Source organism: Streptomyces sp. NPDC048290 (assembly GCF_040652095.1).
Classification (GTDB): Bacteria; Actinomycetota; Actinomycetes; order Streptomycetales; family Streptomycetaceae; genus Streptomyces.
Window position 1 is genome coordinate 39369 of the sequence record NZ_JBEZLM010000029.1, and the last position, 26304, is coordinate 65672.

15 protein-coding genes and 1 tRNA gene are annotated in these 26304 nt (G+C 70.5%); 15 read left to right on the forward strand and 1 reads right to left on the reverse strand.

Annotated features, from left to right (window positions below; all coding sequences use genetic code 11):
* Window positions 1-33: 33 nt before the first annotated feature.
* The gene (locus tag AB0D49_RS35435; RefSeq protein ID WP_362766109.1) at window positions 34-2526 is read right to left on the reverse strand and encodes a DEAD/DEAH box helicase; all 2493 of its coding nucleotides are present in this window, start codon (window positions 2524-2526) and stop codon (window positions 34-36) included.
* Window positions 2527-2604: 78 nt separating this feature from the next.
* On the opposite strand from AB0D49_RS35435, the gene AB0D49_RS35440 reads away from it, so the two are divergent.
* The 15 genes from AB0D49_RS35440 to AB0D49_RS35510 all read left to right on the forward strand — a co-directional run bounded on the left by AB0D49_RS35440 (window position 2605) and on the right by AB0D49_RS35510 (window position 26275).
* On the forward strand, window positions 2605-2946 hold the full coding sequence (locus AB0D49_RS35440) for an anti-sigma factor antagonist (protein WP_355736290.1): 342 nt from the start codon (window positions 2605-2607) through the stop codon (window positions 2944-2946).
* Between the two features lie 109 nt (window positions 2947-3055).
* Window positions 3056-3484 (forward strand): ATP-binding protein, encoded by a 429-nt coding sequence (locus tag AB0D49_RS35445; RefSeq protein WP_362766113.1) that lies wholly within the window; start codon window positions 3056-3058, stop codon window positions 3482-3484.
* Window positions 3485-4287: 803 nt separating this feature from the next.
* Window positions 4288-6708 carry a sodium-translocating pyrophosphatase gene (locus AB0D49_RS35450; protein ID WP_362766116.1) on the forward strand — a complete coding sequence of 807 codons (2421 nt, stop codon included), beginning with the start codon at window positions 4288-4290 and terminating at the stop codon, window positions 6706-6708.
* A gap of 407 nt (window positions 6709-7115) precedes the next feature.
* A complete protein-coding gene (locus AB0D49_RS35455; RefSeq protein WP_362766118.1) occupies window positions 7116-7709 on the forward strand; it encodes a small secreted protein in 594 nt (197 codons plus the stop codon).
* 107 nt (window positions 7710-7816) lie between these two features.
* On the forward strand, window positions 7817-9337 hold the full coding sequence (locus AB0D49_RS35460; RefSeq protein ID WP_362766120.1) for a class I SAM-dependent methyltransferase: 1521 nt from the start codon (window positions 7817-7819) through the stop codon (window positions 9335-9337).
* A gap of 413 nt (window positions 9338-9750) precedes the next feature.
* Window positions 9751-9948 (forward strand): hypothetical protein, encoded by a 198-nt coding sequence (locus AB0D49_RS35465; protein ID WP_362766123.1) that lies wholly within the window; start codon window positions 9751-9753, stop codon window positions 9946-9948.
* Window positions 9949-10643: 695 nt separating this feature from the next.
* Window positions 10644-13484, forward strand: a complete 2841-nt coding sequence (gene topA, locus AB0D49_RS35470) for a type I DNA topoisomerase (protein ID WP_362766126.1) — start codon at window positions 10644-10646, stop codon at window positions 13482-13484.
* A gap of 74 nt (window positions 13485-13558) precedes the next feature.
* Entirely contained in the window at window positions 13559-13822 is a 264-nt protein-coding gene (locus AB0D49_RS35475; RefSeq protein ID WP_362766129.1) for a hypothetical protein, read from the forward strand.
* A gap of 262 nt (window positions 13823-14084) precedes the next feature.
* On the forward strand, window positions 14085-17450 hold the full coding sequence (tmk, locus tag AB0D49_RS35480; protein WP_362766132.1) for a dTMP kinase: 3366 nt from the start codon (window positions 14085-14087) through the stop codon (window positions 17448-17450).
* Window positions 17451-17811: 361 nt separating this feature from the next.
* The gene (locus tag AB0D49_RS35485) at window positions 17812-19017 is read left to right on the forward strand and encodes a DNA polymerase III subunit delta' (RefSeq protein WP_362766269.1); all 1206 of its coding nucleotides are present in this window, start codon (window positions 17812-17814) and stop codon (window positions 19015-19017) included.
* A gap of 333 nt (window positions 19018-19350) precedes the next feature.
* Window positions 19351-20946, forward strand: a complete 1596-nt coding sequence (locus AB0D49_RS35490) for an alpha/beta hydrolase (protein WP_362766134.1) — start codon at window positions 19351-19353, stop codon at window positions 20944-20946.
* A 241-nt stretch (window positions 20947-21187) separates the two neighbouring features.
* Window positions 21188-21261: transfer RNA gene (locus tag AB0D49_RS35495), tRNA-Thr, on the forward strand.
* A 385-nt stretch (window positions 21262-21646) separates the two neighbouring features.
* Window positions 21647-22915, forward strand: a complete 1269-nt coding sequence (locus AB0D49_RS35500; RefSeq protein WP_362766137.1) for an AAA family ATPase — start codon at window positions 21647-21649, stop codon at window positions 22913-22915.
* Complete coding sequence (locus AB0D49_RS35505) at window positions 22915-23589, forward strand: RloB family protein (RefSeq protein ID WP_362766140.1); 675 nt, start codon at window positions 22915-22917, stop codon at window positions 23587-23589. Before AB0D49_RS35500 ends, AB0D49_RS35505 begins: the two co-directional genes overlap by 1 nt.
* 94 nt (window positions 23590-23683) lie before the next feature.
* A complete protein-coding gene (locus AB0D49_RS35510; RefSeq protein ID WP_362766143.1) occupies window positions 23684-26275 on the forward strand; it encodes a class I SAM-dependent DNA methyltransferase in 2592 nt (863 codons plus the stop codon).
* The last annotated feature ends 29 nt before the right edge of the window (window positions 26276-26304 follow it).

The following is a 26304-nucleotide window of genomic DNA, read 5'->3' on the forward strand; positions in this document are numbered from 1 at the left end:
CGCCCCGAGCCCCCTGCCCCGCCTCCGGGCTTGCTAGGGCGTCGCCCCAGGACCCGCCGCAGGGCTGCCCTCCAACCCCTCTGGAGCGCCCCTCAGCAGCTCCGTGAGGAGTCGTACGGCGCCCCTCTTGTGCAGGGGGTCGTTGCCGTTGCCGCACTTGGGGGACTGGATGCAGGACGGGCATCCGGCGTCGCACTCGCAGGAGGCGATGGCCTCGCGGGTGGCGGTGAGCCAGGTGCGGGCGGTGTGGAAGGCGCGCTCGGCGAATCCGGCGCCGCCGGGATGGCCGTCGTAGACGAAGACCGTCGGGAGGAGGGTGTCGGGGTGCAGGGGGACCGACACTCCGCCGATGTCCCAGCGGTCGCAGGTGGCGAAGAGCGGCAGCATGCCGATGGAGGCGTGTTCGGCGGCGTGCAGGGCGCCGCCGAGGATCTCCGGGGGGATGCGGGCGGCGTCGAGCTGGTCCTCGGTGACGGTCCACCACACCGCGCGGGTGCGCAGGGTGCGGGGCGGGAGGTCGAGCTTGGTCTCGCCGAGGACCTCGCCGGTGATCAGCCGGCGGCGCAGGAAGGAGACGACCTGGTTGGTGACCTCGACCGAGCCGAAGCAGAGCCGCCCCGCTCCCCAGGGGATCTCGGTATCGGTGTCCAGGACCGAGATGGCGGTGGTGTCGCGGGCGACGGTGGAATAGGGCGGTGACGCCTGTTCGACGAGGGCCACGTTGTCGTCCAGGTCGAGGGAGCGGACCAGATAGGTGCGGCCCTGGTGGAGGTGGACGGCGCCCTCGTGGACGGTGGTGTGGGCGGCGCCCGCGTCGACCGTGCCGAGCAGCCGGCCGGTCACGGCTTCGACGATCTGCACGGGGCTGCCGCCCTCGCCGCGGATGTCGGTGAGATCGGCGGCCCGCTCGCGGCGCGTCCAGTGCCACGCGGTGGCGCGGCGGCGCAGCAGCTTCGCGGCCTCCAGCTGAGGCAGCAGATCGGCGCTGCCGGGGCCGAACAGGGCGAGGTCGTCGTCGGTCAGGGGCAGCTCCGCCGCCGCGGCGCACAGGTGCGGGGCGAGGACGTACGGGTTGTCGGGGTCGAGGACGGTGGATTCGACGGGGCGGTCGAACAGCGCCTCGGGGTGATGGACCAGGAAGGTGTCCAGGGGGTCGTCGCGGGCGACCAGGACGGCGAGGGCGCCCTGCCCGGCCCGTCCCGCGCGGCCCGCCTGCTGCCACAGGGAGGCGCGGGTGCCCGGGTACCCGGCGATGACGACGGCGTCGAGACCGGAGATGTCGATCCCCAGTTCGAGGGCGGTGGTGGCCGACAGGCCGAGGAGTTCGCCGGAGTGCAGGGCCTGCTCCAGGGCGCGGCGTTCCTCGGGGAGGTAACCGCCTCGGTAGGCCGCGACACGCCGGGACAGGGAGCGGTCGATCTCGGCCAGGCGCTCCTGTGCGATGACCGAGATCAGCTCGGCGCCACGCCGGGAGCGTACGAAGGCGACCGAGCGGACTCCCTGGACGGCCAGGTCGGTCAGCAGGTCGGCGGTCTCGGCGGTCGCGGTACGGCGGACCGGGGCGCCCTTCTCGCCCTCCAGATCGGTCAGCGGGGGCTCCCACAGGGCGAAGACCAGCTCCCCGCGCGGAGAGGCGTCGTCGGCGACCTCGACCACGGGCAGCCCCGTCAGCCGCCGGGCGGCGACGGCGGGCTCGGCGGCGGTGGCGGAGGCCAGCAGGAAGACCGGGGAGGAGCCGTAGCGGGCGCACAGGCGGCGCAGCCGGCGCAGCACCTGGGCGACGTGCGAGCCGAAGACGCCCCTATAGGTGTGGCACTCGTCGATGACGACGTACTTGAGGGCCTTGAGGAAGGAGGACCAGCGGGGATGGGAGGGCAGCACACCGCGGTGCAGCATGTCTGGATTCGTGAGGACGTATGTGCCGTACTGGCGAATCCACTCGCGTTCCTCGAACGGCGTGTCGCCGTCGTAGACGGCGGGGCGTACGGCGGTGCCGAGGGGGCGGGCGAGGTCCTTCACGGAGCGGCACTGGTCGGCGGCCAGGGCCTTGGTGGGGGACAGGTAGAGGGCGGTGGCGCCGCGGCCGTTCGGGGCCTCGGAGCCGTCCAGCAGGGTGGACAGCACGGGGACCAGATAGGCCAGGGACTTGCCCGAGGCGGTGCCCGTGGCGACGACGACGGAGTCGCCGTCCAGGGCGTGCTCCGCGGCGCGCGCCTGGTGGGCCCAGGGGTGCTCGATGCCCGCTGCCTGCACGGCCGCGACGACCTCGGAGCGGACCCGGTCGGGCCAGACGGCATGGCGGCCCGCGCGTGCGGGCAAGTGCTCCGTATGAGTGATGCGCGCGGCCCGGCTCGGGCCCGAGGCGAGCCGCGCCAGGACCTCGCCCGGGGCGAGGCGGGGCGCGGAGTCCGTCGGGAGTCGATCGGAACGGTGATTCTTGGCCATCGGCACCGAGTGTGTCATTGGAGTGACGGACAATGGGCTCAAGGCGTCGTACACGCCTGCCGGTAAGTGATTGAATGCCATCGCGGCTGGCGAACCGTCCCGGGGGCTCCGCCGAGGTGCCCAAGGGCGACCGCTCGATAGCAAGGTGCTGGAGGATCAGTGGACCTGTCCCTGTCGACCGAGACCATCGGCGATCGCACGATCGTCAGGGTCGGTGGCGAAATCGACGTATATACCGCGCCCAAGCTGCGCGAGCAGTTGGTCGAGCTGGTGAACGACGGGAATTTCCACCTCGTCGTCGACATGGAGGGCGTGGACTTCCTCGACTCCACCGGTCTCGGCGTGCTGGTCGGCGGCCTGAAGCGGGTGCGTGCCCATGAGGGCTCCCTGCGTCTGGTGTGCAACCAGGAGCGCATTCTGAAGATCTTCCGCATCACCGGCCTGACCAAGGTGTTCCCCATCCACACCACGGTCGACGAAGCGGTCGCGGCCACCGACTGACCATCCGGTCCGGATCGCCCCGCGCGGCCCGGACCGGCAGTTTCACTGGGGGACCGGGCGTTCGGCGGCCCGGCCCCCGCTCGCCCGCCCGTAGCTCCGAGGGGGATGCATGGCCACCGTCGAACTCCGCTTCAGCGCGCTTCCCGGGCACGTCCGTACCGCCCGGCTGGTGGCGGCTGCGGTGGCGCGCAGGGCCGGGGTCGACGAAGCCGTCCTCGACGAGGTGCGGCTCGCCGTCGGTGAGGCGTGCAGCAGGGCCGTGGGCCTGCATCAGAGCGCCGGGATCACGGCGCCGGTGCGGGTGGCGCTGGTCGAGGAGGAGAAGCAGTTCTCCATCGAGGTCGGCGACGAGGCCCCCCGTTCGGTGCCCGGTGGCGGCGCGGCGGGCGACGCCGCGGACGCCGAGGCCGAGGAGGACGAGATGGGCCTCGCGGTCATCAGCGGGCTCGTGGACGACGTGGAGGTCACCTCCGACGCCCACGGTGGCTTGATCCGGATGACCTGGCAGACGACTCCACCGGAGGCGGTTCCGGCGTAGCCGCGGGGCGCCGCCTGGCGGTCCGTGCCACACCGGTCGCGCGCTCTGCGTGCCACATGGGTGCGCTTCTCGAGGGCCCGGCCTTCGACGCCGTCTGAACCTTCGCAGCCGACAGGGAACGCTCTAGGCCGCGCGCCAATGCCGCTCAGGGCCGTCTCAGGCGTCCCTCAAGCTGCCCGAGACCGCGCTCAGGCTGCCGTCTGATCCCCCTCACTGCCCAGCGCGGCCCCCAAGGCCGCCCGAGGCCGTTAGGGCCCGTTTCAGGCACTCCGCGGCCCTCCAGGGATCCCTGCGTCCTCCAGAGTCCCCGAGTTCCTCCAGAGACCCCCTACGCCGCTGAGCAGACCCCCGGTCGAACGACCGTGCTACTCCGCAGTTGTATCCCGCGCATAGGGACCCCTCCCCGTGCCGCCCCGCCCGGGTGTCGGCGTGTCGGCGCCGACCGAGCCGGCGCGGGGGTTCTGCGGCAACGGCCCTTGATTCTTTTCCGCAGTCCATCAGATAGCGCGCTTCCACGACACTTCAGATAGCACGCCTCCACGGCACTCCAGATTGCGTGCCTCCGCAGCACTCCGGATAGCGCGCCCCAGCGTTCCGCTGCCACCGCAGATTTCGTGAATGAATTCACGATCGTGTATTAATTCCTTCGGCGCATTACGACTTTCCGGATCATGGTTTCTGGGCGATCATTTGCTGAAGGTCATGTGAAGGCGAATTCCACTTGCCGCGCACTGTTTTGATCGGAGTCAGATCCCTACAATCCGTCCACATCTTGAGCTCAGCCCAAGCGTCAAGGAGGACGAATGGCGGGGCTTTCTTCCCCTCATCAACTGGACCATCCTTCAACCTTTGCGGCAGCGGTGCTGACCGACGACAACCGGGTCATGGTGATGGTGATCGCGGCCGTCGCGCTGGCCGCGCTCGTGGTCGCTGGTGTGCTGCTGCGGCAGGTGCTCGCCGCGGGCGAGGGCACCGACAGCATGAAGAAGATCGCGGCGGCCGTGCAGGAAGGCGCGAACGCCTATCTGGCCCGGCAGTTGCGCACTCTCGGCATATTCGCCGTGATCGTTTTCTTCCTGCTTCTGCTGCTGCCCGCGGACGACTGGAATCAGCGCATCGGACGATCCGTGTTCTTCTTGATCGGTGCGCTGTTCTCGGCGGCCACCGGCTATATCGGGATGTGGCTGGCCGTGCGCAGCAATGTGCGGGTCGCCGCGGCGGCCCGGGAGGCGACACCGGCGGAGGGCGAGCCGGAAAAGGATCTGACCGAGGTCTCGCACAAGGCGATGAAGATCGCTTTTCGCACCGGTGGCGTCGTCGGCATGTTCACCGTGGGGCTCGGCCTGTTCGGCGCCTCCTGTGTGGTGCTGGTGTACGCGGCCGACGCACCCAAGGTGCTGGAGGGCTTCGGCCTCGGGGCGGCGCTGATCGCCATGTTCATGAGGGTCGGCGGAGGCATCTTCACCAAGGCCGCCGACGTGGGCGCCGACCTGGTCGGCAAGGTCGAGAAGGGCATCCCGGAGGACGATCCGCGCAACGCCGCGACCATCGCCGACAACGTGGGCGACAACGTCGGCGACTGCGCCGGTATGGCCGCGGACCTGTTCGAGTCGTACGCCGTGACCCTGGTCGCCGCGCTGATCCTGGGCAAGGTCGCCTTCGGTGACGCGGGGCTCGCCTTCCCGCTGCTGGTGCCCGCGATCGGCGTGGTCACCGCGATGATCGGGATCTTCGCGGTCGCCCCCCGCCGTAGCGACCGCAGTGGCATGACCGCGATCAACCGGGGCTTCTTCATCTCCGCGGTGATCTCGCTGGTGCTGGTCGCCGTCGCCGTCTTCGCCTATCTGCCGTCGTCGTACGCCGATCTCGACGGGGTCACCGACGCGGCGATCGCGGCGAAGAGCGGCGATCCGCGGGTTCTCGCCCTGGTCGCGGTGGCGATCGGCATTCTGCTGGCCGCCGTCATCCAGCAGCTGACCGGCTACTTCACCGAGACCAACCGGCGCCCCGTCAAGGACATCGGCAAGACCTCCCTGACCGGCCCCGCGACCGTCGTCCTGGCCGGGATCTCGGTCGGCCTGGAGTCGGCCGTCTACACCGCGCTGCTGATCGGGCTCGGCGTGTACGGGGCCTTTCTGCTGGGCGGTACGTCGATCATGTTGGCGCTGTTCGCCGTCGCTCTGGCGGGCACCGGGCTGCTCACCACCGTCGGTGTGATCGTCGCCATGGACACCTTCGGACCGGTCTCCGACAACGCCCAGGGCATCGCCGAGATGTCCGGCGACGTCGAGGGCGCGGGCGCGCAGGTGCTGACCAACCTGGACGCCGTCGGCAACACCACCAAGGCCATCACCAAGGGCATCGCCATCGCCACGGCCGTCCTCGCGGCATCGGCGCTCTTCGGGTCGTACCGGGACGCGATCACGACCGGGGCGCAGGACGTGGGGGAGAAACTCGGCGGGGAGGGCGTCCCCCTGACTCTGATCATGGACATCTCCCAGCCCAACAACCTCGTCGGCCTGATCGCGGGCGCTGCGGTCGTCTTCCTCTTCTCGGGGCTGGCGATCAACGCCGTGTCGCGGTCGGCGGGCTCGGTGGTCTACGAGGTACGCCGGCAGTTCCGCGAGCGGCCCGGGATCATGGACTACACGGAGCAGCCCGAGTACGGGAAGGTCGTGGACATCTGTACGAGGGACGCGCTGCGGGAGTTGGCCACGCCGGGGCTCCTGGCGGTGCTGGCGCCGATCTTCATCGGGTTCACGCTGGGCGTCGGCCCGCTCGGCGCGTATCTGGCGGGCGCGATCGGCGCGGGCACGCTGATGGCCGTGTTCCTCGCCAACTCCGGGGGTGCCTGGGACAACGCCAAGAAGCTGGTCGAGGACGGTCACCACGGCGGCAAGGGCAGTGAGGCGCACGCCGCGACGGTGATCGGCGACACGGTCGGCGACCCGTTCAAGGACACCGCCGGGCCCGCGATCAACCCGCTGCTCAAGGTCATGAACCTGGTCGCGCTGCTGATCGCCCCCGCGGTGATCAAGTTCTCGTACGGACCGGACGAGAACCTCACGGTCCGCATCCTGATCGCCGTACTGGCGTTCGTCGTGATCGGCGGGGCGGTGTACGTGTCCAAGCGGCGCGGGATCGCCGTGGACGATGACGACGGCGGGGACGCCGGGGGTGCGGGGGCGTCGTCCACGCCGGCGAATCCGGCGGTGGTGCCGTAGGGGGCGGGGCATGGGCGTAGGAGGCTCATATAGGAGCCTGTTGGGTCTGTTGGGTCTGTCCGGCCGGTGGTCGGGCTGGTCGCGTCGGCTGGGCTTGATCGGGCTGATGGGCTCGCCGGACCTCGGGAGGTGAGGGGGCGGGCGGAGGGCGTGCGTCGGCATGTCGTCCGCCCGTCTCGCGCCGTTCACGCCGTCTACGCCGCTCCTTGTCGCCGCTTCTCGCCGCTCCCTGTCCCTCGTTGCCCCTCGCCTTCTGTGGCTCCCTGTCCCTCTGGACCGCCTCTCGGTACTCCTGCCGTGCCCGTGAGCCTTCTCTCGCTGGTGCGAACACTGGCAAAAGTGTGCTTAACCGACGTACGTCGGCGTGGTGCTGTGTGCGTGCCGTGTATGTTCCGGGGCCGAGGGCCGTGGAAGGGACCAAACCGGTGAACAAGAAGCTCGGGACCGCGCTGTCCGGCGGTGCGGTACTGGTACTGGCGCTGACCGGGTGCAGCAGCGACGACAGCAACGAGAAGCTGGACGCCTGGGCCAAGCAGGTGTGCGACGCGGTGCAGCCGCAGGCGAAGAAGATCGAGGCCGCCAACACCGCGATCCAGAAGGAGACCTCCGACAACAGCACCCCGGCGCAGGTCCAGAAGACCGACGCGACCGCCTTCCAGGACATGTCGGACGCCTACAAGGCGATCGGCGCCGCCGTCACCAAGGCCGGACCCCCGGACGTCGAGAACGGCGAGAAGAAGCAGCAGGACGCCGTCAAGGAACTCAACGGCATCGCCGCCTCGTACGCGTCCTTGAAGACCAAGGTCGATGAACTCGACGTCAAGGACCAGGCCAAGTTCGCCGACGGGCTCAAGGACATCGCCACCGAGCTGGACAAGCTCAGCCAGAGCGGCAACGACGCCCTCAAGACGCTGGAGGAGGGCGACGTCGGCCAGGCCATGGCGACGCAGGAGAGCTGCAAGAGCGCTTCGGGGGCTCCGGCTTCGTCCTCGGCGGGGTGACGCCGGGCGGGGGAGCCTCGGGGTGCTCCAGAGACGCGTAAGGGTGGCGGCCCGACCGCGCGGGGCCGGGTACGCGTCCCGGCGGGCTCAGCGGACACAATGGGGGCGTGAGTGACGCGAGCCTGCTGCCCCTGCCCTCCGCCGATCGTCCCGATGTCGCCGCCCGGCTGCGGGAGGCCCTCCTAGGGGCCGCCTTCACCGCGGACGGCCTGCTCGACCTGCTCGGCGCCCCCGCGTACGCGGCGCTGGCGCGCAGCGAAACCGTGCCCGCGCTCCGGGCGACACGTGGCGACACGCCGCTGGAGACCCTGGTACGGCTGTTCCTTCTCCAGCAACCGGCGCCCCGCGCGCGGGTGGCGGACGTACTGCCCGTGGCCGACTGCCTGGACAGCGGCTGGCTGACGGTCACCGGCGCCGACGAGGTGACCGCGACCGTGGACGTCCGGCCGTACGCCGGGTCCGACGGCGAGGACTGGTTCATCGTGTCCGACCTCGGCTGCGCCGTGGGCGGCGCGGGCGGGATCGGGCGCCGCGCGGAGGGCGTCGTCCTGGGCGTCGGCGGCGCGTCGACCACGCTCGCCGGGATCACGGTCCGTACGCCCGTCTCGTCCGCGCTGGACCTCGGTACCGGCTCCGGTATCCAGGCACTGCACGCCGCGCAGCACGCCACGCGGGTGACGGCGACCGACCTCAACCCGCGCGCCCTGCACATCACCGCGCTCACCCTCGCGCTGTCCGGCGCGTCGCCCGCGGACCTCCGTCAGGGTTCGCTGTTCGAGCCGCTCAGGGACGGGGAGAGGTACGACCTGATCGTGTCCAACCCGCCCTTCGTGATCTCGCCGAGCCAGCGGCTGACGTACCGGGACGGCGGTATGGGCGGGGACGATCTGTGCCGCTCGCTCGTTCAGGGAGCGGGGGAACGGCTGAACGTGGGCGGGTTCGCGCAGTTCCTCGCCAACTGGCAGCACGTGGAGGGGGAGGACTGGCAGGACCGGCTGCGTTCCTGGGTGCCGCGCGGGTGCGACGCCTGGATCGTGCAGCGCGAGGTCCAGGACACCACGCAGTACGCCGAGCTGTGGCTGCGGGACGCCGGGGACCACCGGGGCGACGTGGCGGAGTACGAGGCGCGGTACGACGCCTGGCTGGACGAGTTCGAGGCGCGCAAGGTGCGGGCGGTCGGCTTCGGATGGATCACGCTGCGGCGGACGGACGCGGCCGTGCCGTCGGTGACCGTGGAGGAGTGGCCGCACCCCGTCGAGCAGCCGCTCGGCGACACCGTGCGCGCGCACTTCGAGCGGCTCGACTACCTCCGCTCGCGCGATGACGCCGCGCTGCTGGAGGAGCGGTTCCGGCTGGTCACGGAGGTGGTCCAGGAACAGGTCGGGCTGCCCGGCGCCGAGGACCCCGAGCATGTCGTGCTGCGGCAGAACCGGGGCATGCGCCGGGCGACCCGTGTGGACACCGTCGGCGCGGGCTTCGCGGGCGTGTGCGACGGCTCCCTGACCGCCGGGCGCATCCTGGACGCCATCGCCCAACTGGTCGGCGAGGACCCGGTCCTGCTGCGCGACCGCACGCCCGCGCAGATCCGGCTGCTGGTCGAACAGGGGTTCCTGGAGCCGGTGGGGTAGGCGGGTACCCGGGCGGCAGACACACCGGTCTCAGCGGACTCGCCGGTCACGAGAGACATGCGGGTCACGAGAGACATGCCGGTCTCCGGAGACACGCCGGTCTCGGCGGATGCGCGGGTCTTGGCGGGCACCCCAGCCGCGGCGGACACTCAGTCTCGGCAGACGCGCCGGTCGCGGGGGACACGCCGGGTCGGAGCCCCGCCCAGGCCGGCAGGGGCCGGGGACATACGCCCCGCTCCCACCCCTCTCCGTTCCTCCCCCGTCCCCTCCCTGCCCTCCCCGTCCCGCTCCCTCCCCGTCCCGCTCCGCCCCGCCCCGGCGTTCACCTCAGGTTCGCCTGAGTGCCGTACATGCGTGCCAGTCTGCGCGGGCTTGGTACGCGCGGACGGGACGAGAGAAGGGCGCGGCGGCACATGGAGAGCGGACCGGCGATCTTCACCGGAGTGGTCTTCGCGCTGTTCGGAGGCGCGCTGCTGCTGTGGACAGCGGTGCGGGTACGACGCCGGGAGCCCGTCGCCCTGGGCGTGCGTACGGGCACGTCCGCGGTGGTCACGACCGTCACCTCCCTGGTCGCCCTGGCGGTCGCCGCGTGGTGCTTCACACGGCTGTGAGGCACGGGCCCGGACAGCCATCGGGCTTCGTCGGTCTCGTTCCGGCGCCGCTGTGTGGTCACAGCCGCGCCGACACACCGCGCCGCTGTGACCGCCATATGACGCACGGCGACCACTGTGTGACGTACAGCTCTTGATCGCAGGGGGCGCGGGCGGAAATCCCGGTCCGGTCCGTCGGAAATCCGGGCCTTGATGTACGGCCGAAACTCGCCCATGGGGGCGGGCTCCACAGACCGTGGATCACGCTCCCGCGCGGGGGCCGCTTCCCCGTACACATCCGGCCCCGTACAGGCGTCCGAGGAATCCATGTCCCCCGGGTGGCGTCCACGCTTCCGCCCTGTTCGGCCCGCACATGCACCCGCTCCGCCACCCTGTCCCCACCCCTCGTCCCACCCCCGTCCGGCCGCTGCGGAGCGGCGCCCGGCGCCAAGCCGCCGATACGCGGCCGATCCCCTTCCCCCGCCATGATCGCCAGTATTCGGCAGGCCCCGCTCCGGTTCGGTCCGAACGGCCTGGTCGGCACTCCGGGCGGCAGGAAAGGCGGTAGTCGGGTTACCGTTCGAGTGGCCGTTGCGGGCTTTTCCCGTTTGACACGGGGGCGGGATGTACCGTCACACTCCGCAGCGTCACCACCACCCGACCCTGGGACGAAGCCCCTGGGGAGGCCCCAGCGTCGACCGGAGAGAAGAGCGAAGTTGTCCCCGACCAGCGAGACCGCACAAGGCGGTCGCCGACTCGTCATCGTCGAGTCGCCCGCCAAGGCGAAGACGATCAAGGGCTATCTCGGCCCCGGATACGTCGTCGAGGCGAGCGTCGGGCACATCCGCGACCTCCCCAACGGCGCCGCGGAGGTGCCGGAGAAGTACACCGGCGAGGTCCGCCGCCTCGGCGTGGACGTCGAACACGACTTCGAGCCGATCTATGTCGTGAACGCCGACAAGCGTGCTCAGGTCAAGAAGCTCAAGGACCTCCTCAAGGAGTCCGACGAGCTGTACCTCGCCACCGATGAGGACCGCGAGGGCGAGGCCATCGCATGGCACCTCCAGGAGGTGCTCAAGCCCAAGGTCCCGGTCAAGCGGATGGTCTTCCACGAGATCACCAAGGCCGCGATCCAGGCCGCCGTGGCCAACCCGCGCCAGCTCAACCAGAAGCTGGTCGACGCCCAGGAGACCCGCCGCATCCTCGACCGGCTCTACGGCTACGAGGTCTCCCCGGTGCTGTGGAAGAAGGTCATGCCGCGGCTGTCGGCGGGCCGGGTCCAGTCCGTCGCCACCCGACTCGTGGTGGAGCGGGAACGCGAGCGGATCGCGTTTCGTTCAGCTGAGTACTGGGACCTGACCGGGACCTTCGCGACCGGCCGCGCGGGGGAATCGTCGGACCCGTCGTCGCTGGTCGCCCGCCTCCACAGCGTCAATGGCAGCCGGGTCGCGCAGGGCCGCGACTTCGACTCCCTGGGACAACTCAAGAGCGCCGGCGTCCTGCACCTGGACGAGGCCAACGCGCGCGCCCTCGCCGCCGCGCTGGAGCAGACCCGGTTCGCGGTCCGCTCCGTCGAGTCCAAGCCGTACCGCCGCTCGCCGTACGCCCCGTTCCGTACGACGACGCTTCAGCAGGAGGCCAGCCGCAAGCTGGGCTTCGGCGCGAAGGCGACGATGCAGGTCGCCCAGAAGCTGTACGAGAACGGCTACATCACGTACATGCGTACGGACTCCACGACACTGAGCGACACCGCTGTGTCCGCCGCCCGCGCGCAGGTCACCCAGCTCTACGGGGCCGACTACCTCCCGGACCGGCCGCGTACGTACGCCGGGAAGGTCAAGAACGCGCAGGAGGCGCACGAGGCGATCCGTCCCTCGGGTGATCGTTTCCGCACGCCCGCCGAGACCGGACTGACCGGCGACCAGTTCAGGCTCTACGAGCTGATCTGGAAGCGGACCGTCGCCTCCCAGATGAAGGACGCCACGGGCAACAGCGTCACCGTAAGGATCGCCGGCACGGCGGCCGACGGACGGGACGTCGAGTTCAGCGCCTCCGGCAAGACGATCACCTTCCACGGCTTCCTGAAGGCGTACGTCGAAGGCGCCGACGACCCGAACGCCGAGCTGGACGACCGCGAGCGCCGCCTGCCGCAGGTCACCGAGGGCGACCCGCTGTCCGCCGAGGAGATCACGGTCGACGGCCACGCCACCAAGCCCCCCGCGCGCTACACGGAGGCCAGCCTCGTCAAGGAGCTGGAGGAGCGGGAGATCGGCCGCCCGTCGACGTACGCGTCGATCATCGGCACGATCCTGGACCGCGGCTATGTCTTCAAGAAGGGCACGGCACTGGTCCCGTCCTTCCTGTCGTTCGCCGTGGTCAACCTCCTGGAGAAGCACTTCGGGCGCCTCGTCGACTACGACTTCACCGCGAAGATGGAGGACGACCTCGACCGCATCGCGCGGGGCGAGGCGCAGTCCGTGCCGTGGCTGAAGCGGTTCTACTTCGGAGAGGGCAACGGCGACGGAGGCGCCGCCGAGGCGGGCAACGGCGACGGGGACCACTTGGGCGGCCTCAAGGAGCTGGTGACGGACCTGGGCGCGATCGACGCGCGCGAGGTGTCCTCGTTCCCGGTGGGCAACGACATCGTGCTGCGTGTCGGGCGCTACGGCCCGTACATCGAGCGCGGCGAGAAGGACACCGAGCAGCACCAGCGGGCCGACATCCCGGACGACCTGGCACCGGACGAGCTGTCCGTGGAGCTGGCCGAGGAACTCCTCGCCAAGCCCAGCGGCGACTTCGAGCTGGGCACCGACCCGGCGAGCGGACACGCGATCGTCGCCAAGGACGGCCGCTACGGGCCCTATGTGACCGAGGTACTGCCCGAGGGCACGCCCAAGACCGGCAAGAACGCGGTGAAGCCGCGGACGGCCTCGCTGTTCAAGTCGATGGCCCTGGACACGGTGACCCTGGAGGACGCGCTCAAGCTGATGTCCCTGCCGCGGGTCGTCGGCGCGGACGCCGAGGGCCAGGAGATCACCGCGCAGAACGGGCGCTATGGGCCGTATCTGAAGAAGGGCACCGACTCGCGGTCGCTCCAGAGCGAGGACCAGCTCTTCACGATCACGCTCGACGAGGCGCTGGCGATCTACGCCCAGCCCAAGCAGCGGGGCCGTGCCGCGGCCAAGCCGCCACTGAAGGAGCTGGGTCAGGACCCGGTCAGCGCGAAGCCGGTAGTGGTCAAGGACGGCCGCTTCGGGCCGTATGTCACCGATGGCGAGACCAACGCCACGCTGCGCTCCGGGGACAGTGTGGAGACCATCACGCCCGAGCGCGGCTTCGAGCTGCTCGCCGAGAAGCGGGCCAAGGGGCCCGCCAAGAAGACGGCGAAGAAGGCCGCCGCCAAGAAGGCGCCCGCGAAGAAGGCCCCGGCCAAGAAGACGGCCGCCGCGAAGGCGACGGCCGCGAAGAAGACGACGACGGCCAAGAAGGCCACCGCGAAGAAGACCACGACCAAGGCCGCGGCCTCGAAGAAGGCGGCGGCGGAGCGGACCGACTGAGCGGACGCAGGGCCGGGCGGCCCCTTGGCGGGGCGCCCGGACGGGGGCGGGTCTTCCGCCGGGACGGGGGCAGCGTGGCGTTTCGCGTGACCTACACGGTCGAGACCAAGGCGACCGCGGACACCATGGCCCCCGAGCGGCGCGGACTGCTGGAGCGCGGTCTCGCCAAGCTGGCGCTCGACCCGTACCACAAGGCCAGTACGCATATCGGCACCCATGAGGACGACCGGAAGGCGCAGGTCGCGCCGGGCTTGTTGATCGAGTACGTGGTCGCGCACGGGTTGCTGGTGGTCGTCGTGATCGAGATCTTCGACGAGGCGTTGATCGTCGGGGACTAGGGACCGCCCTGGAGGCTGGAGGGGGGACGTCGAGGGTCAGGGACCAGGCATCACGGACAGGGACAAGGGATCACGGACCAGGGACTGTCCAGGACGGTGGGACGTTGATCGTCGGGGACGAGGGACCGCCCCGGCGGGTGGGACCGGGGCCCAGGAGCCGCTGATCGAGCGAGGCTCCGCGCGGTGCGGAACGTCCGTGGAGGGCGTGCGGGTGTTCGGGTGAGCGCCGTGGAGTGTCGGTGCGTGCCGATAGGCTGAACGCATGACGCGAGCCGAGCAGCCAACGGCCCCCCCAGCAGCCTCCGACGACGCGCTGGTGGCCGACTCCCGTGAGCGTGCGGTGCGCGCGCTGCTGCGCCGACCCCAGCTCAAGCGGTTGTGGAGCGCGCAGCTCATCGGCGGGGTCGGTGACACGCTGGCGCTGCTGGTGCTGGTCGTGCTGGCGCTCCAGGCGGCGATCGCGACCGGCTCGTTCGGCGGCGGGTACCGCGGTGTGGCCCTCGCGGTCGCGGCCGTCTTCGCCGCGCGGGTCCTGGCGATCCTGCTGTTCGGGGCGGTCCTGCTCGGGCCGCTGTCCTCGCTCACCTCCCAGGACGGTCCGCTGGACCGCCGCTGGACCATGGTCGGCGCCGACGGTCTCCGCGCGGCGCTGCTGATCGTGGCGCCCCTGTGGATCGACTGGACGCCGGACAACGCGCTGGCGGTCCTGCTGGTCACCGCCTTCGTCGCGGGGGTCGCCGAGCGGTTCTGGACGGTGAGCCGGGAGAGCGCCGCGCCCGCGCTGCTGCCCGCCCCGCCGCCGGAGGGCGCGACGGTACGGCCGCTGCCGGACCACATGGACGCCCTGCGGCGGCTGTCGCTGCGTACGGCGTTCGTGGCGGTTCCGCTGGCCGGAGCCGCCCTGGTCGTCGCCTCGCTGCTGAACAACCTGCTGGGCGCCGGTGTCGAGTGGTTCGCCCAGCACCAGGCCGCGCTGGCCTCGTATGTGGCCGCCGGGCTCTTCGCGGCGTCGCTGTCGGTGCTGACCTTCCTGGAGGTGCCCGGCCTGCGCACGCCCCGCGCGCGGTCGCCGCTGGAGGGGCTGCGCCGCCCCAGGATCGGTACGAGCGCGGACAAGGGCCGTACGGGCGCCATCACGCTGCTGGTGTTCGCCTGCGCGGCGGTCGCGGGCGCCGTCGCCGCGGCGGTCGCCGTGTCCGTGCTGCACGCCAAGGACCTGGGCGGCGGACCGGTGACATACGGCCTGCTGGTGCTGGTGCTGACCGGCGGGGTCGTGATCGGGATTCGTACGGCGCCCGGACTGCTGGTGTCGCTGTCGCGGCGCCGGCTGCTGGCGCTGGCGATCGCTTTCACCGGAATCGCCCTGCTGGCCGCGGGACTGGTCCCGGATGTGGCGACGGTGCTGCTGATCGTCGCCCTCGCGGGCGTCGGCGCGGGCGTGGCGGCCAACACCGGGCACGCGCTGCTGGACCAGGAGACCGAGGAGTTCCGCCGCGCCCGGACGACCGAGCATCTGCACGCGGTCGTCCGTGTGTTCGTGGCACTGGGCGCGGTGCTCGCGCCCGTGGTGGCCGCGCTGATCGGGCCGCACCGGGTGGAGAACGGCAGGTTCGTGTTCGCGCACGGCGGAGCCGCGTTCACGCTGATGCTGGTCGGCGCGCTGCTGCTGCCGGTGGCGGCGCTGGTGCTGGCCAAGCTGGACGACCGCGCGGGCGTGCCCCTGCGGCACGATCTGCGGGACGCGCTGCTGCGCGGCGACGACCCGGTGCAGGCGCCCGCCGCCTCCGGTTTCTTCATCGCCCTGGAGGGCGGCGACGGCGCCGGGAAGTCGACCCAGGCGGAGGCGCTCGCCGAGTGGATCCGGGCCAAGGGCCACGAGGTGGTGCTCACGCGCGAGCCGGGCGCCACGCCGGTCGGCAAGCGGCTGCGGTCCATCCTGCTGGACGTGTCGAGCGCCGGGCTCTCGCACCGCGCGGAGGCGCTCCTGTACGCCGCCGACCGCGCGGAGCACGTCGACACGGTGGTGCGGCCCGCGCTGGAGCGCGGCGCGGTCGTCATCACGGACCGGTACATCGACTCGTCGGTGGCCTACCAGGGCGCCGGGCGCGATCTGTCCCCGACCGAGATCGCCCGGATCTCGCGCTGGGCGACCGCCGGACTCGTACCGCATCTGACGGTGCTGCTGGATGTCTCGCCGGAGACCGCGCGGGAGCGGTTCACGGAGGCGCCGGACCGGCTGGAGTCGGAGCCCGCCGAGTTCCACGCGCGGGTGCGTTCCGGGTTCCTCACGCTGGCCGCCGCCGATCCCGGCCGGTACCTGGTGGTGGACGCCGGACAGGAACCGGAGGCCGTCACGACGGTGATCCGGGCCCGTCTCGACCAGACGCTGCCGCTCTCCGAGGCCGAGGTGAAGGCGCAGGAGGAAGCGCGGCGCAAGGCCGAGGAGGAGGCCCGCCGCAAGGCGGAGGAGGAAGCCGCGCGCAAGGCCGAGGAGGAGCGGCTGGAGCGTGAGCGCGAGGCGCAACTGGCGAAGCTGCGCCAGGAGGAGGCCGAGCGCAAGCAGCGTGAGCTGGAGGAGGCGCAGCGGCGTGAGGCCGAGCGCCAGGCGGAGGAGGCCCGGCAGCGCGCCGAGGAAGCCCGCCGCCGCGCGGAGGAGGAGCGCGTCCGGCTGCTCGCCGAGGAGAAGGCCCGCGCGGAGGAGGAGGCCCGGCGCAAGGCCGAGGAGGAGCGCCGCCGTCAGCAGGCCGAGGAGGAGGCCCGGCTGCGGGCGGAGGCCGAGGCCCGTCGCCTGGAGAAGCAGCAGAAGGCGGAGGCCGCGCTGCTGCGGGCCGAGCAGGCTCGCCGGGCGGCGGAAGAGGCCGCGGCGGCGGCAGCGGCGGGCCCGCGCCGCCCGAGCGCACCCGCGCGGGGGCCGGAGGCGGCGACCGTGCCTACGCCGGTGGTGTCGCTGCCGGGGGAGGGCACAGGTGGCGGGGGCTCGGGGGCTTCTGGGACGCCGGGGACCTCTGGAACTTCTGGTACGGCTTCCAGGTCTTCGTGGTCGTTGGAGAAGGACGACTCCGGGGCGCCTAGGCGTGGCTCCCGTGGGGTCGGCGAGAACGAGGTGACGACGGAGCTGCCGCAGCCGCCGGTCCCGTCGGGCGCGGCGGACGAGACCGCCGTACTGCCTCCGGTCGTTCCTGGGGCCGCCGACGAGACGGCGGTGCTGCCGCCGGTGCCGTCGGGCGCGGCGGACGAGACCGCGGTGCTGCCTCCGGTCGTTCCTGGCGCCGCCGACGAGACGGCCGTGCTGCCACCCGTGCGGGACGGCGATCCCGCGGACCGGGTACCGCCGGGGTTCTTCAGGGACGAGCCGTCGGAGGGCGGGAGCCGACCGGGGGGCTTGGAGGACCGTACGCGGGAGATTCCGCAGATCGGCGAGGACGGCACCCCGAGGACGGCGGGCGCGCAGGAGGCTCCTCGACGTCGGCCGCGCTCGGACTGGGCGGAGGAGACCCCGCTCGACGACCTCCCGACGCTGGCGGACGAACTCCTCGGACGGCGGGACGAGGACGACGACTACGAGGACGACGACGAGCCGGGAGGCGGCGGCGCGGCCGGTGGGCGGGGCCGGGGCCGACGGGGCTGAGTGACAGGGGTGGTGGCCGGGGTTGGCGCGGCCGGGTGACCCGGGTGGTGGCCGGGGTCGACGGGGCTGAGCGACCGGGTCGTGGCTAGGGTCGACCTGAGCGCCCGGGGCCGTGGCCAGCGTTGGCGTGGCCGAGCGACCGGGGCTGGTGACGGGCGCGGCGGCGTGGATGCGGTCCGTGCCGGAGGCCGGTCGCCGGACGCCGGTCGCCGGTCGCCGCGCTGGACGGCCCGGAGCGGAGCCACCCGCGCCCGATTGTCAGTGGTGGGCCGCACAATGGAAGCCGCGGAGTGAGGCAGGTCCGGCGACGCGGGGCGAGACGGTGCGGCCGGAGGTACGGGAGCGGAAGGGCGGGGTGACCATGACCGTGTGGGACGACCTGGTGGGGCAGGAGCGGGTGAGCGCAGGGCTCGACGCCGCCGCCCGGGACGCCGACGCGCTGGTCACCGCGGCGGTGTCGGGCGGGCCGCCGCCGGAGGCGTCGAAGATGACGCACGCCTGGCTGTTCACGGGTCCGCCGGGGGCGGGCCGGACCCAGACCGCGCGGGCCTTCGCCGCGGCGCTCCAGTGCGTGAGCCCGGACCGGGCGCTGGGCGGCGCGCCCGGCTGCGGCTTCTGCGACGGCTGTCATACGGCACTGGTGGGGACGCACGCGGATGTGACGACGGTCGCGGCGGTCGGTACGCAGATCCTGGCCGACGACATGCGGGACACGGTCCGCAAGTCGTTCACGTCCCCGGCGAACGGCCGCTGGCAGGTCATCCTCGTCCAGGACGCCGAGCGGCTGAACGAGAAGTCGGCGAACGCGGTCCTGAAGGCGGTGGAGGAACCGGCGCCGCGCACGGTCTGGCTGCTGTGCGCCCCGTCCCTGGAGGACGTGCTGCCGACGATCCGCTCCCGCTGCCGTCATCTGAATCTGAGTACGCCGTCGGTGAGTGCCGTGGCCGACATGCTGGTCCGGCGCGAGGGCGTCGAGCCGGAGGTGGCAGCGGCGGCGGCGCGGGCCACGCAGGGACACGTCGACCGGGCCCGGCGGCTGGCGACCGACCCGGCCGCGCGGGCGCGCCGGGCGACCGTCCTCAAGCTCCCGCTCCGCGTCGAGGACATCGGCGGCTGTCTCAAGGCGGCGCAGGAGTTGGTCGACGCGGCGAGTGAGGACGCCAAGCAACTCGCCGAGGAGATGGACGGCAAGGAGACCGAGGAGCTGAAGGCGGCACTGGGCGCGGTCCAGGGGGGCCGGTTGCCGCGCGGTACAGCGGGCGTGGTCAAGGACCTGGAGGACAAGCAGAAGCGCCGCAGAACGCGCACGCAGCGCGACAGCCTCGACGTGGCGCTGACGGACCTGACCAGCTTCTACCGCGATGTCCTGGCCCTCCAGATGGGCTCGCGCGTGGCGATCGCCAACGCGGATGTGGAGGACAGCCTGGACCGGCTGGCCCGCGCGGGCACCCCGGAGGCCACACTGCGCCGCATCGAGGCGATCGGCGCGTGCCGGGACGCGCTGGACCGCAATGTGGCGCCGTTGCTGGCGGTGGAGGCGATGACGATGGCGCTGAGAGCGGGCTGAGACCGGACGCCGTCGCGTGGCGGTGGCGGCGGGATGCGGACCGGTGTCGAGGACCTGCACCACCACCGCCGTACGGCCGCCGGCCGAGACCGGCGCGCAGGACGTCGGCGGCATCATGCTCCGTTCACGGACCGACGGAGGCGATCCCTTGACCCCGTACCGATGACGGAGATTCCCCGACCCCGTACCGATCACGGAGATCCTCCCGACCCCATACCAATGGAGGAGATCCCCCCCGACCCCGTACCGCCTGACGCGTTGACGCCGTACCTCATCCGTGGCGCATCGCGTGCGCACGGTGTTCAAGCCGACGCGCACAGTTACGCTCGCCGGATGCACACAAGGCGCACGCACCGCACCCCGCACCCCTCTCGCACGTCCCGTACCGCCGTCACGCTGCTCGCCTCCGCCGTGCTGCTGGTGTCGGCGTGCTCCTCGGGAAGCGCGACGGGGTCGGCGTCCACGGCGGCGGACGCGGCGCTGGCCGCGCTGCCACAGGCCACGCCGACGGCTCTGACCTCCTACTACGGGCAGAAGCCGGCTTGGCGTGGGTGCGGTGTCCCCGGTTTCCAGTGCGCCACGGTGCGGGCACCGCTGGACTACGGGAACCCCGGTGCGGGCGATGTCCGGCTGGCCGTGGCCCGCAAGAAGGCGACGGGGCCGGGGAAGCGGCTGGGGTCGCTGCTGGTGAACCCCGGCGGACCGGGCGGTTCTGCGGTGGACTTCCTCCAGTCGTACGCCGGCATCGGCTACCCGGAGGAGGTGCGGGCCCGCTACGACATGGTGGCGGTCGATCCGCGCGGGGTGGCGCGCAGCGAGCCGGTGCGGTGCCTCGACGGTCCGGGCATGGACCGCTACACGCAGACCGATGTGACGCCGGACGACGAGAGGGAGCGGGACGCGCTGGTCGCGTCGTACCAGAAGTACGCGGAGGGCTGCGGTGCGCGGTCGTCGCGGCTGCTGCGCCATGTCTCCACGGTCGAGGCGGCGCGTGACATGGACATCGTGCGGGCGGTGCTGGGCGACCGGAAGCTGAACTACGTCGGCGCGTCGTACGGGACGTTCCTCGGCGCGACCTATGCCGGGCTCTTCCCGGAGCGGACGGGGCGGCTCGTACTGGACGGGGCGATGGACCCGTCACTGAGCGCGCGGCGGCTGAACCTGGACCAGACGGCGGGCTTCGAGACCGCGTTCCGGGCGTTCGCGAAGGACTGTGTGCGCCGGTCGGACTGCTCGCTCGGCAAGAAGAACACGAGCCCCGACCAGGTCGGCCGCAACCTCAAGGCGTTCTTCGGCAAGCTCGACGCCCGGCCCGTCCCCACCGGCGACACCAACGGCCGCCGACTGACCGAGTCCCTCGCGACGACGGGCGTGATCGCGGCGATGTACGACCAGGGGGCCTGGCCGCTACTGCGGGAATCACTGACCTCGGCGATGCGGAAGAACGACGGCGCCGGGCTGCTGGCCCTCTCGGACAGCTACTACGAGCGCGAGCCGGACGGCCGCTACACCAACCTGATGTTCGCCAACTCGGCCGTGAACTGCCTGGACCTGCCGCCCGCCTTCGACACCCCCGACCAGGTGCGGGAGGCCCTGCCCGACTTCGAGAAGGCGTCCCCGGTCTTCGGCGAGGGCTTCGCCTGGTCCGCGCTGAACTGCGCGTACTGGCCCGTGGCACCGACCGGCGAACCACACCGCATCGAGGCGAAGGGCGCCGCCCCGATCGTCGTGGTCGGCACGACCCGCGACCCCGCGACCCCGTACCGCTGGGCCCAGTCCCTCTCCCGCCAGCTCACGTCGGCGCGGCTGCTGACGTACGAGGGGGATGGGCATACGGCGTATGGGCGGGGGAGTGGGTGTGTGGATCGGGCGATCAATGCGTATCTGGTGCGGGGGGTGGTGCCTGGGGGTGGGAAGCGGTGTCGGTAGTGGGGGTGGGGTGAGGCGGGCGTTTCGGTGATGTGGCTGGCTTTGGCCACGCTGGGGGCGCCCCCCGTCGCCTGTGGTGCGGCGGCGATGGCGTGGCGGACGTCGCGGCGCTGCGTCGCCTCGGGCGGGTGATCAGGGGCTCAGGGTCGGCCTTCAGGGCCGCCCAGGGCTGGTACGGAGCACCCCCGGAAACTGTGTAGACTTTCCGACGTTGCCAATCGCACCATGGTGCGTGTGGCGTGCCGCCTTAGCTCAGATGGCCAGAGCAACGCACTCGTAATGCGTAGGTCTCGGGTTCGAATCCCGAAGGCGGCTCTGAAGAACCTCAGGACTCACTCGCCGTGACCTGGGGTTTTTTGCTTTTCCGGGGTGATTTCCCGGTTGGCGGAGCCTCCTGCTCCGTGCTGGCTGGTCCAAGGGGAGCGCATGAGCGCAGAGGCTGGACTGGCGGGAGCGCGCGAACAAGCTGGGATGGGCGGGGTGCGGTCGGTCATCAGCTTCCCAGCTGGCGGGATCGCTTTGTGGAAACCCTCCAGCAGATGCCACGTAGGTGAGCCCACAGCAACTTCGAAGCGTCGCCCGACGGTGGCGACCGAACCGCAGGGCGTCTACGTCGTCGGAGACAGTGATCGAGACGTTGATGGGCCGGTGCGAGGGTGGACGGCTAGTCTGACCACAGAGACAAAGAGAGGGGGACGGTGTGCTGCTCCGATTCCGCACCGCGAATGTGCGGTCACTGCGTGATGAGCAGGAGCTGTCCTTCATTGCCTCTGACAGTGAGCCCGGCGCCGCAGTGCGAGAGCTGAAGCTCGGGGGGGACCGCTCCGCAGGTGTCTTTCCCCTAGTCGGCATCTTTGGAGCCAACGCCTCAGGGAAATCGAACGTACTCGCCGCCCTCGCAGATATGCGTACGGCCGTCCTTAACTCGTATGCACGGTGGGCATCGTTCGAGAGCATCCCACGCAAGCCGTTCGGGCTCGATCACAAGAGTGAGACCGAGCCCAGCTTCTTCGAAGCCGACCTTGTGCTCGATGGCATCCGCTGGACGTATGGCTTCGAGCTCGGCACGGACCGGGTCGAGGCTGAGTGGCTGCACAGCTATCCCCGTGGGCACCGACAGGTGTGGCTCGACCGGGACGCCTCGCGACCAGAGGTCTATGAATGGCCTGGGGCTCGGGTCAAGGACCGGGTTCAGCTTGCGCGTCGTACCCGCCCGAATGCTCTGCTGCTGTCCACCGCCGGCACGGACAACCACCCCCAGCTCTCCCCGCTCTTTCACTGGTTCCGCCGCAACCTGTGGCTGATCAACCCTGAGGACGAGCGGACCGAACGGGAGAGTTTCACCACGCGGGAACTCTCCGGCATCCGAGCCCGCCGCATCAACGAGCTTTTGCAGGTCGCAGACCTCGGCATCACTGGCGCCGAAGTCGTCTCGGAGGGCAAGGACCGGGTCGCGGTGAAGCTCACTCACCGGTCGGCTGCCGGAGACGTCGCCTTCGACTGGCGGCACGAGTCCTACGGCACCCGCTCCTGGTACGCCCTGCTCGGGCCGCTGCTGCTGGCGCTCGACGAGGGCGCTGTGCTGTTGGTGGACGAACTGGATGCCAGCCTGCACCCGCGCTTCGCCGCAGAGGTCATCCGGCTTTTCCACGACACCGACGCCAACTCGAAGGGTGCTCAGCTCATCTTCACTTCGCATGATCCTTCGGTGCTGACGACGCCGAGTGGCGGGCGCCTTCTGGAGCCGGGCCAGGTGTGGCTCACGGAGAAGGACGACGACGGGGCCACGGAGCTCTATTCCCTGACCGCCGCTTCTCCGGGAGAGGGCGAGGACCTGATGAAGTCCTATCTGGCCGGGGCATTCGGTGCCGTTCCCGATCTCCTGGAGGGCCAGATCGCCCGGCGGTTGCTGGCAGCAACGGGCAGGCAACGGGAGAAGGATCGCGGGCACGGGGCGGAGCTGGGCTGATGGCACGTACGAGGGGGAAGGATTCACTTGGGCCTGCGAAACAGCAGCGTGGGCGGCGCCGTCGAGTCGTCCATGTCTTCACCGAGGGCAAGGTCACTGAGCCCGACTACATCCGGATCGTTCGGGACCAGGGTGTTTACCTTGATCCGTCGATGGCGGTCGACGTTCACATCGCGAACTCCAGCGCTCCGGGTTCTCAGCGCAAGCCGATCAAGCTGGTCGAGGCCGCCGTGCGGCTGATGCGAGAGCAGGCTCGGGAAGCGAAGCGCAGCGGCCTGAAGAAAGAGTTCTGGCCTCAGGTCTGGTGCCTGTTCGACCGTGATGAGCACGAATCGATTGATACGGCATTGAAGCAGGCACGCGAGGGGGACGTACGTGTCGCCTTCTCGCATCCTTGCTTCGAGGTGTGGCGGCTGCTCCACCACAAGCCGGTGACCGGCACGTTCGGCGGGGTTTGCGATGATGTGGCAGTCCGGCTCCCGTTCGCCAAGGACGTGGCGAACCTCAAGAGCGTGCTGCCTGAGCAGATCGAACGCGGCAGTTTCGTAGAAGCAAAGAAGCGCGCTCTCAAGATGAACGCAACCCACGGTGATCATGTGCTGATGGTCCACCGTGATCCGTACACCGATGTCTTCACCTTCGTTGAGGACGGCCTCGGGATCGCCTCGTACTGACGAAAGCCAGTCAGGCGGGGCGTGCGGTTTCCGTCGGGGTGCACCTCCGCCGTAGGGTTCCTACGTCATGCCGGGGTCGTAGGGAGTCGTTTTCGTGGCCAAGCTCACGCTCGCGCAGTTGGAGCGGCATCTGTTCGCTGCCGCGGACATTCTCCGGGGCACGATGGACGCCTCCGAGTACAAGGACTACATCTTTGGCCTGCTCTTCCTGAAGCGGGCCAATGACGAGTTCGAGGCTGCACGAGATCACATCAAGGCGCGTGCGGCCGAGGAGCTGGGCCTTGCCGGAGAGATGCTGGAGGGCTACCTGGAGCAGGAGTCCGCCTACAGCGATCGCGATGTGCTGTTCGTCCCGAGGAACGCTCGGTGGAAGTGGATCTCCTCCGCGACCCACAACATCACTGAGGACCGACTACGCCCTGCTCTCCAAGCGCTGGAAGGCCAGAACAGCAAGCTCAAGGGTCTCTTCGATCACCTTGACTTCAACCGGATCGGCGGCTCGGGTACAGCGGCTGGCTCGGCCAAGCTCGCAGACCAGCGGCTGAAGCTGCTCATCGCGCACTTCGGGCGAATCCGGCTCCGGACGGACGACTTCGAGTTCCCCGACCTGATCGGTGCCGCGTACGAATACCTGATCAAGGAGTTCGCGGACTCCGCCGGCCGCAAGGGCGGCGAATTCTATACCCCGCGCGCCGTGGTCCGCATGATGGTCGAGCTTCTCGGCCCGCGACAGGGCATGCGGATCTACGATCCTTGCGTTGGCTCGGGCGGCATGCTCATCCACGCGAAGGAGTACGTGGAGGAGCACGGCGGGGACACTTCAGACATGTTCTTCGCTGGCCAGGACGCCAATAGTGGTTCCTGGATCATGTCGACGATGAACATGGTGCTGCACGGAGTGCGTCGTTTCGACCTGCGCACCGGCGACACCCTCGCCGAGCCGGCGCACGTGCCGAAGTCCGACGAGGAGCGCTTCGACGGGGTGCTCAGCAATCCGCCGTTCTCGATGGACTACGTGCTCGGCGACCTCATGCATGGCACGCAGCGCACGACCTACGGTGCGACGAGCGAGCGCGGCAAGGCCGACCTGATGTTCCTCCAGCACATGCTCTGGGAGACCAAAAAGGAAGGGCGCGGCGGTGTGGTCATCACAGTCATGCCCCATGGGGTGCTCTTCCGTGGTGGTGGTGAGCAGGAGATCCGTACGAAGCTCCTCGACGAGGACGTGATCGAGGCCGTCATCGGGCTTGCCCCCAACCTCTTCTACGGCACCGGTATCCCGGCCTGCATCCTGCTGCTGCGTCCGCCGGGCAACAAGGACCCGGCGCGGGCAGGCAAGGTGCTGTTCATCAACGCCGACCGGGAGTACCGCAAGGAGTCGGCGCAGAACGTCCTCCTGCCTGAGCACGCCGAGAAGATCACATCGACGTATCACTCGTACGCGGAGGTGCCGGGGTTCTCGCGGGTGGTGAGCCGCGAGGAGCTCGCCGACAACGACGACAACTTCAACATCCGCCGCTACGTGGACAACACTCCGCCGCCGGAGCCGCAGGACGTCCGGGCGCACCTGGTGGGTGGGGTGCCGCGAGTGGAGATCGAGGCGAAGAAGGAACTGCTCGACGCATACGGGGTGGGGCTGGCAGACCTCTTCGTGGAGCGCGAGCCTGCGGACGCAGAATACGTGGACTTCCTGCCCGAGGAGCGGCGCCCGGACGCAGCACGCCTTGGAGAACTGGCCCGCCCTCGCGAGGACGCGCTGCGCGTGGCCTTCGATGAGTGGTGGGAGGCGGAGGCCCGTCACCTGGAGACCGTGGCGGCAACTCCGGAGCGGCTGGCCGAGCTGACCGCTTCGGAGCGCAAAGCTGCGTTGATGGCGGTACGGGGCTCGCTGATGGAGTCGTTCGTGGAGCGGCTGAGCGGGATTGGTCTGCTGGATCGGTACGCGCTCGCGGGGGCGGTGGCCGGATGGTGGTACGAGGCAAAGTACGACCTGCTTGCCCTGTCGGAGAACGGGTTCGCAGGAGTGGTGAACGGCTGGGTCGAAAACGTCGACACACTGCTGGCACCCGAGCAGGACCCGAGGACACGGAAGCTACGGAAGAGGACGGCGGCGGAGCGTCGGCAGGCCTACGCCCACAAGATCGTCGCCGCGATCGTGCCGGACTTTCTGGAGGAGCTGGCGGAGGCAGATGCGCGGAAGGCGGATCTGGACGCGCGGTGGAAGGAACTGAACGCGGAGCCTGCCGAAGAGGGGGAAGGCGGGGGCGACGAGGACGCTTCCACGCGCGAGGAAGTGGCGCTGACCGTCGAGCAGCTGGCTGAGCTGGCCCAGGTGAAGAAGGACCGCGCGAAGGTGGGCGCGCGGATCAAGCGCCTTGAGGCAGAGTTCTGGTTCGAGTGGAAGCCGGGGGAGCAGCTGGAGCTGGGGGAGGAAAAGCCCTGGTTGTTCCGGGCGCGGGACGCTTTGACGGGGGAGGACGAGCGGCGGGTGGTGCTGGAGCTGCTGCAGGCGGACCTTGCGGGAAAGCTGGATGGGCATGTGGTTCGGAGGTGGCGGGAGTTGGCGGATGCGTATGGAGTATGGGCTGACAAGTACGCGGTGTCGTTGAGGGAGATCCGGGTGGCCCGGGAACGGGCGGCGGAGACGTTGGACGGGCTCTTGAAGGAGCTTGGTTATGCGGGCTAACGCCGAGGTTAGCTGGATTCCGGTACGTG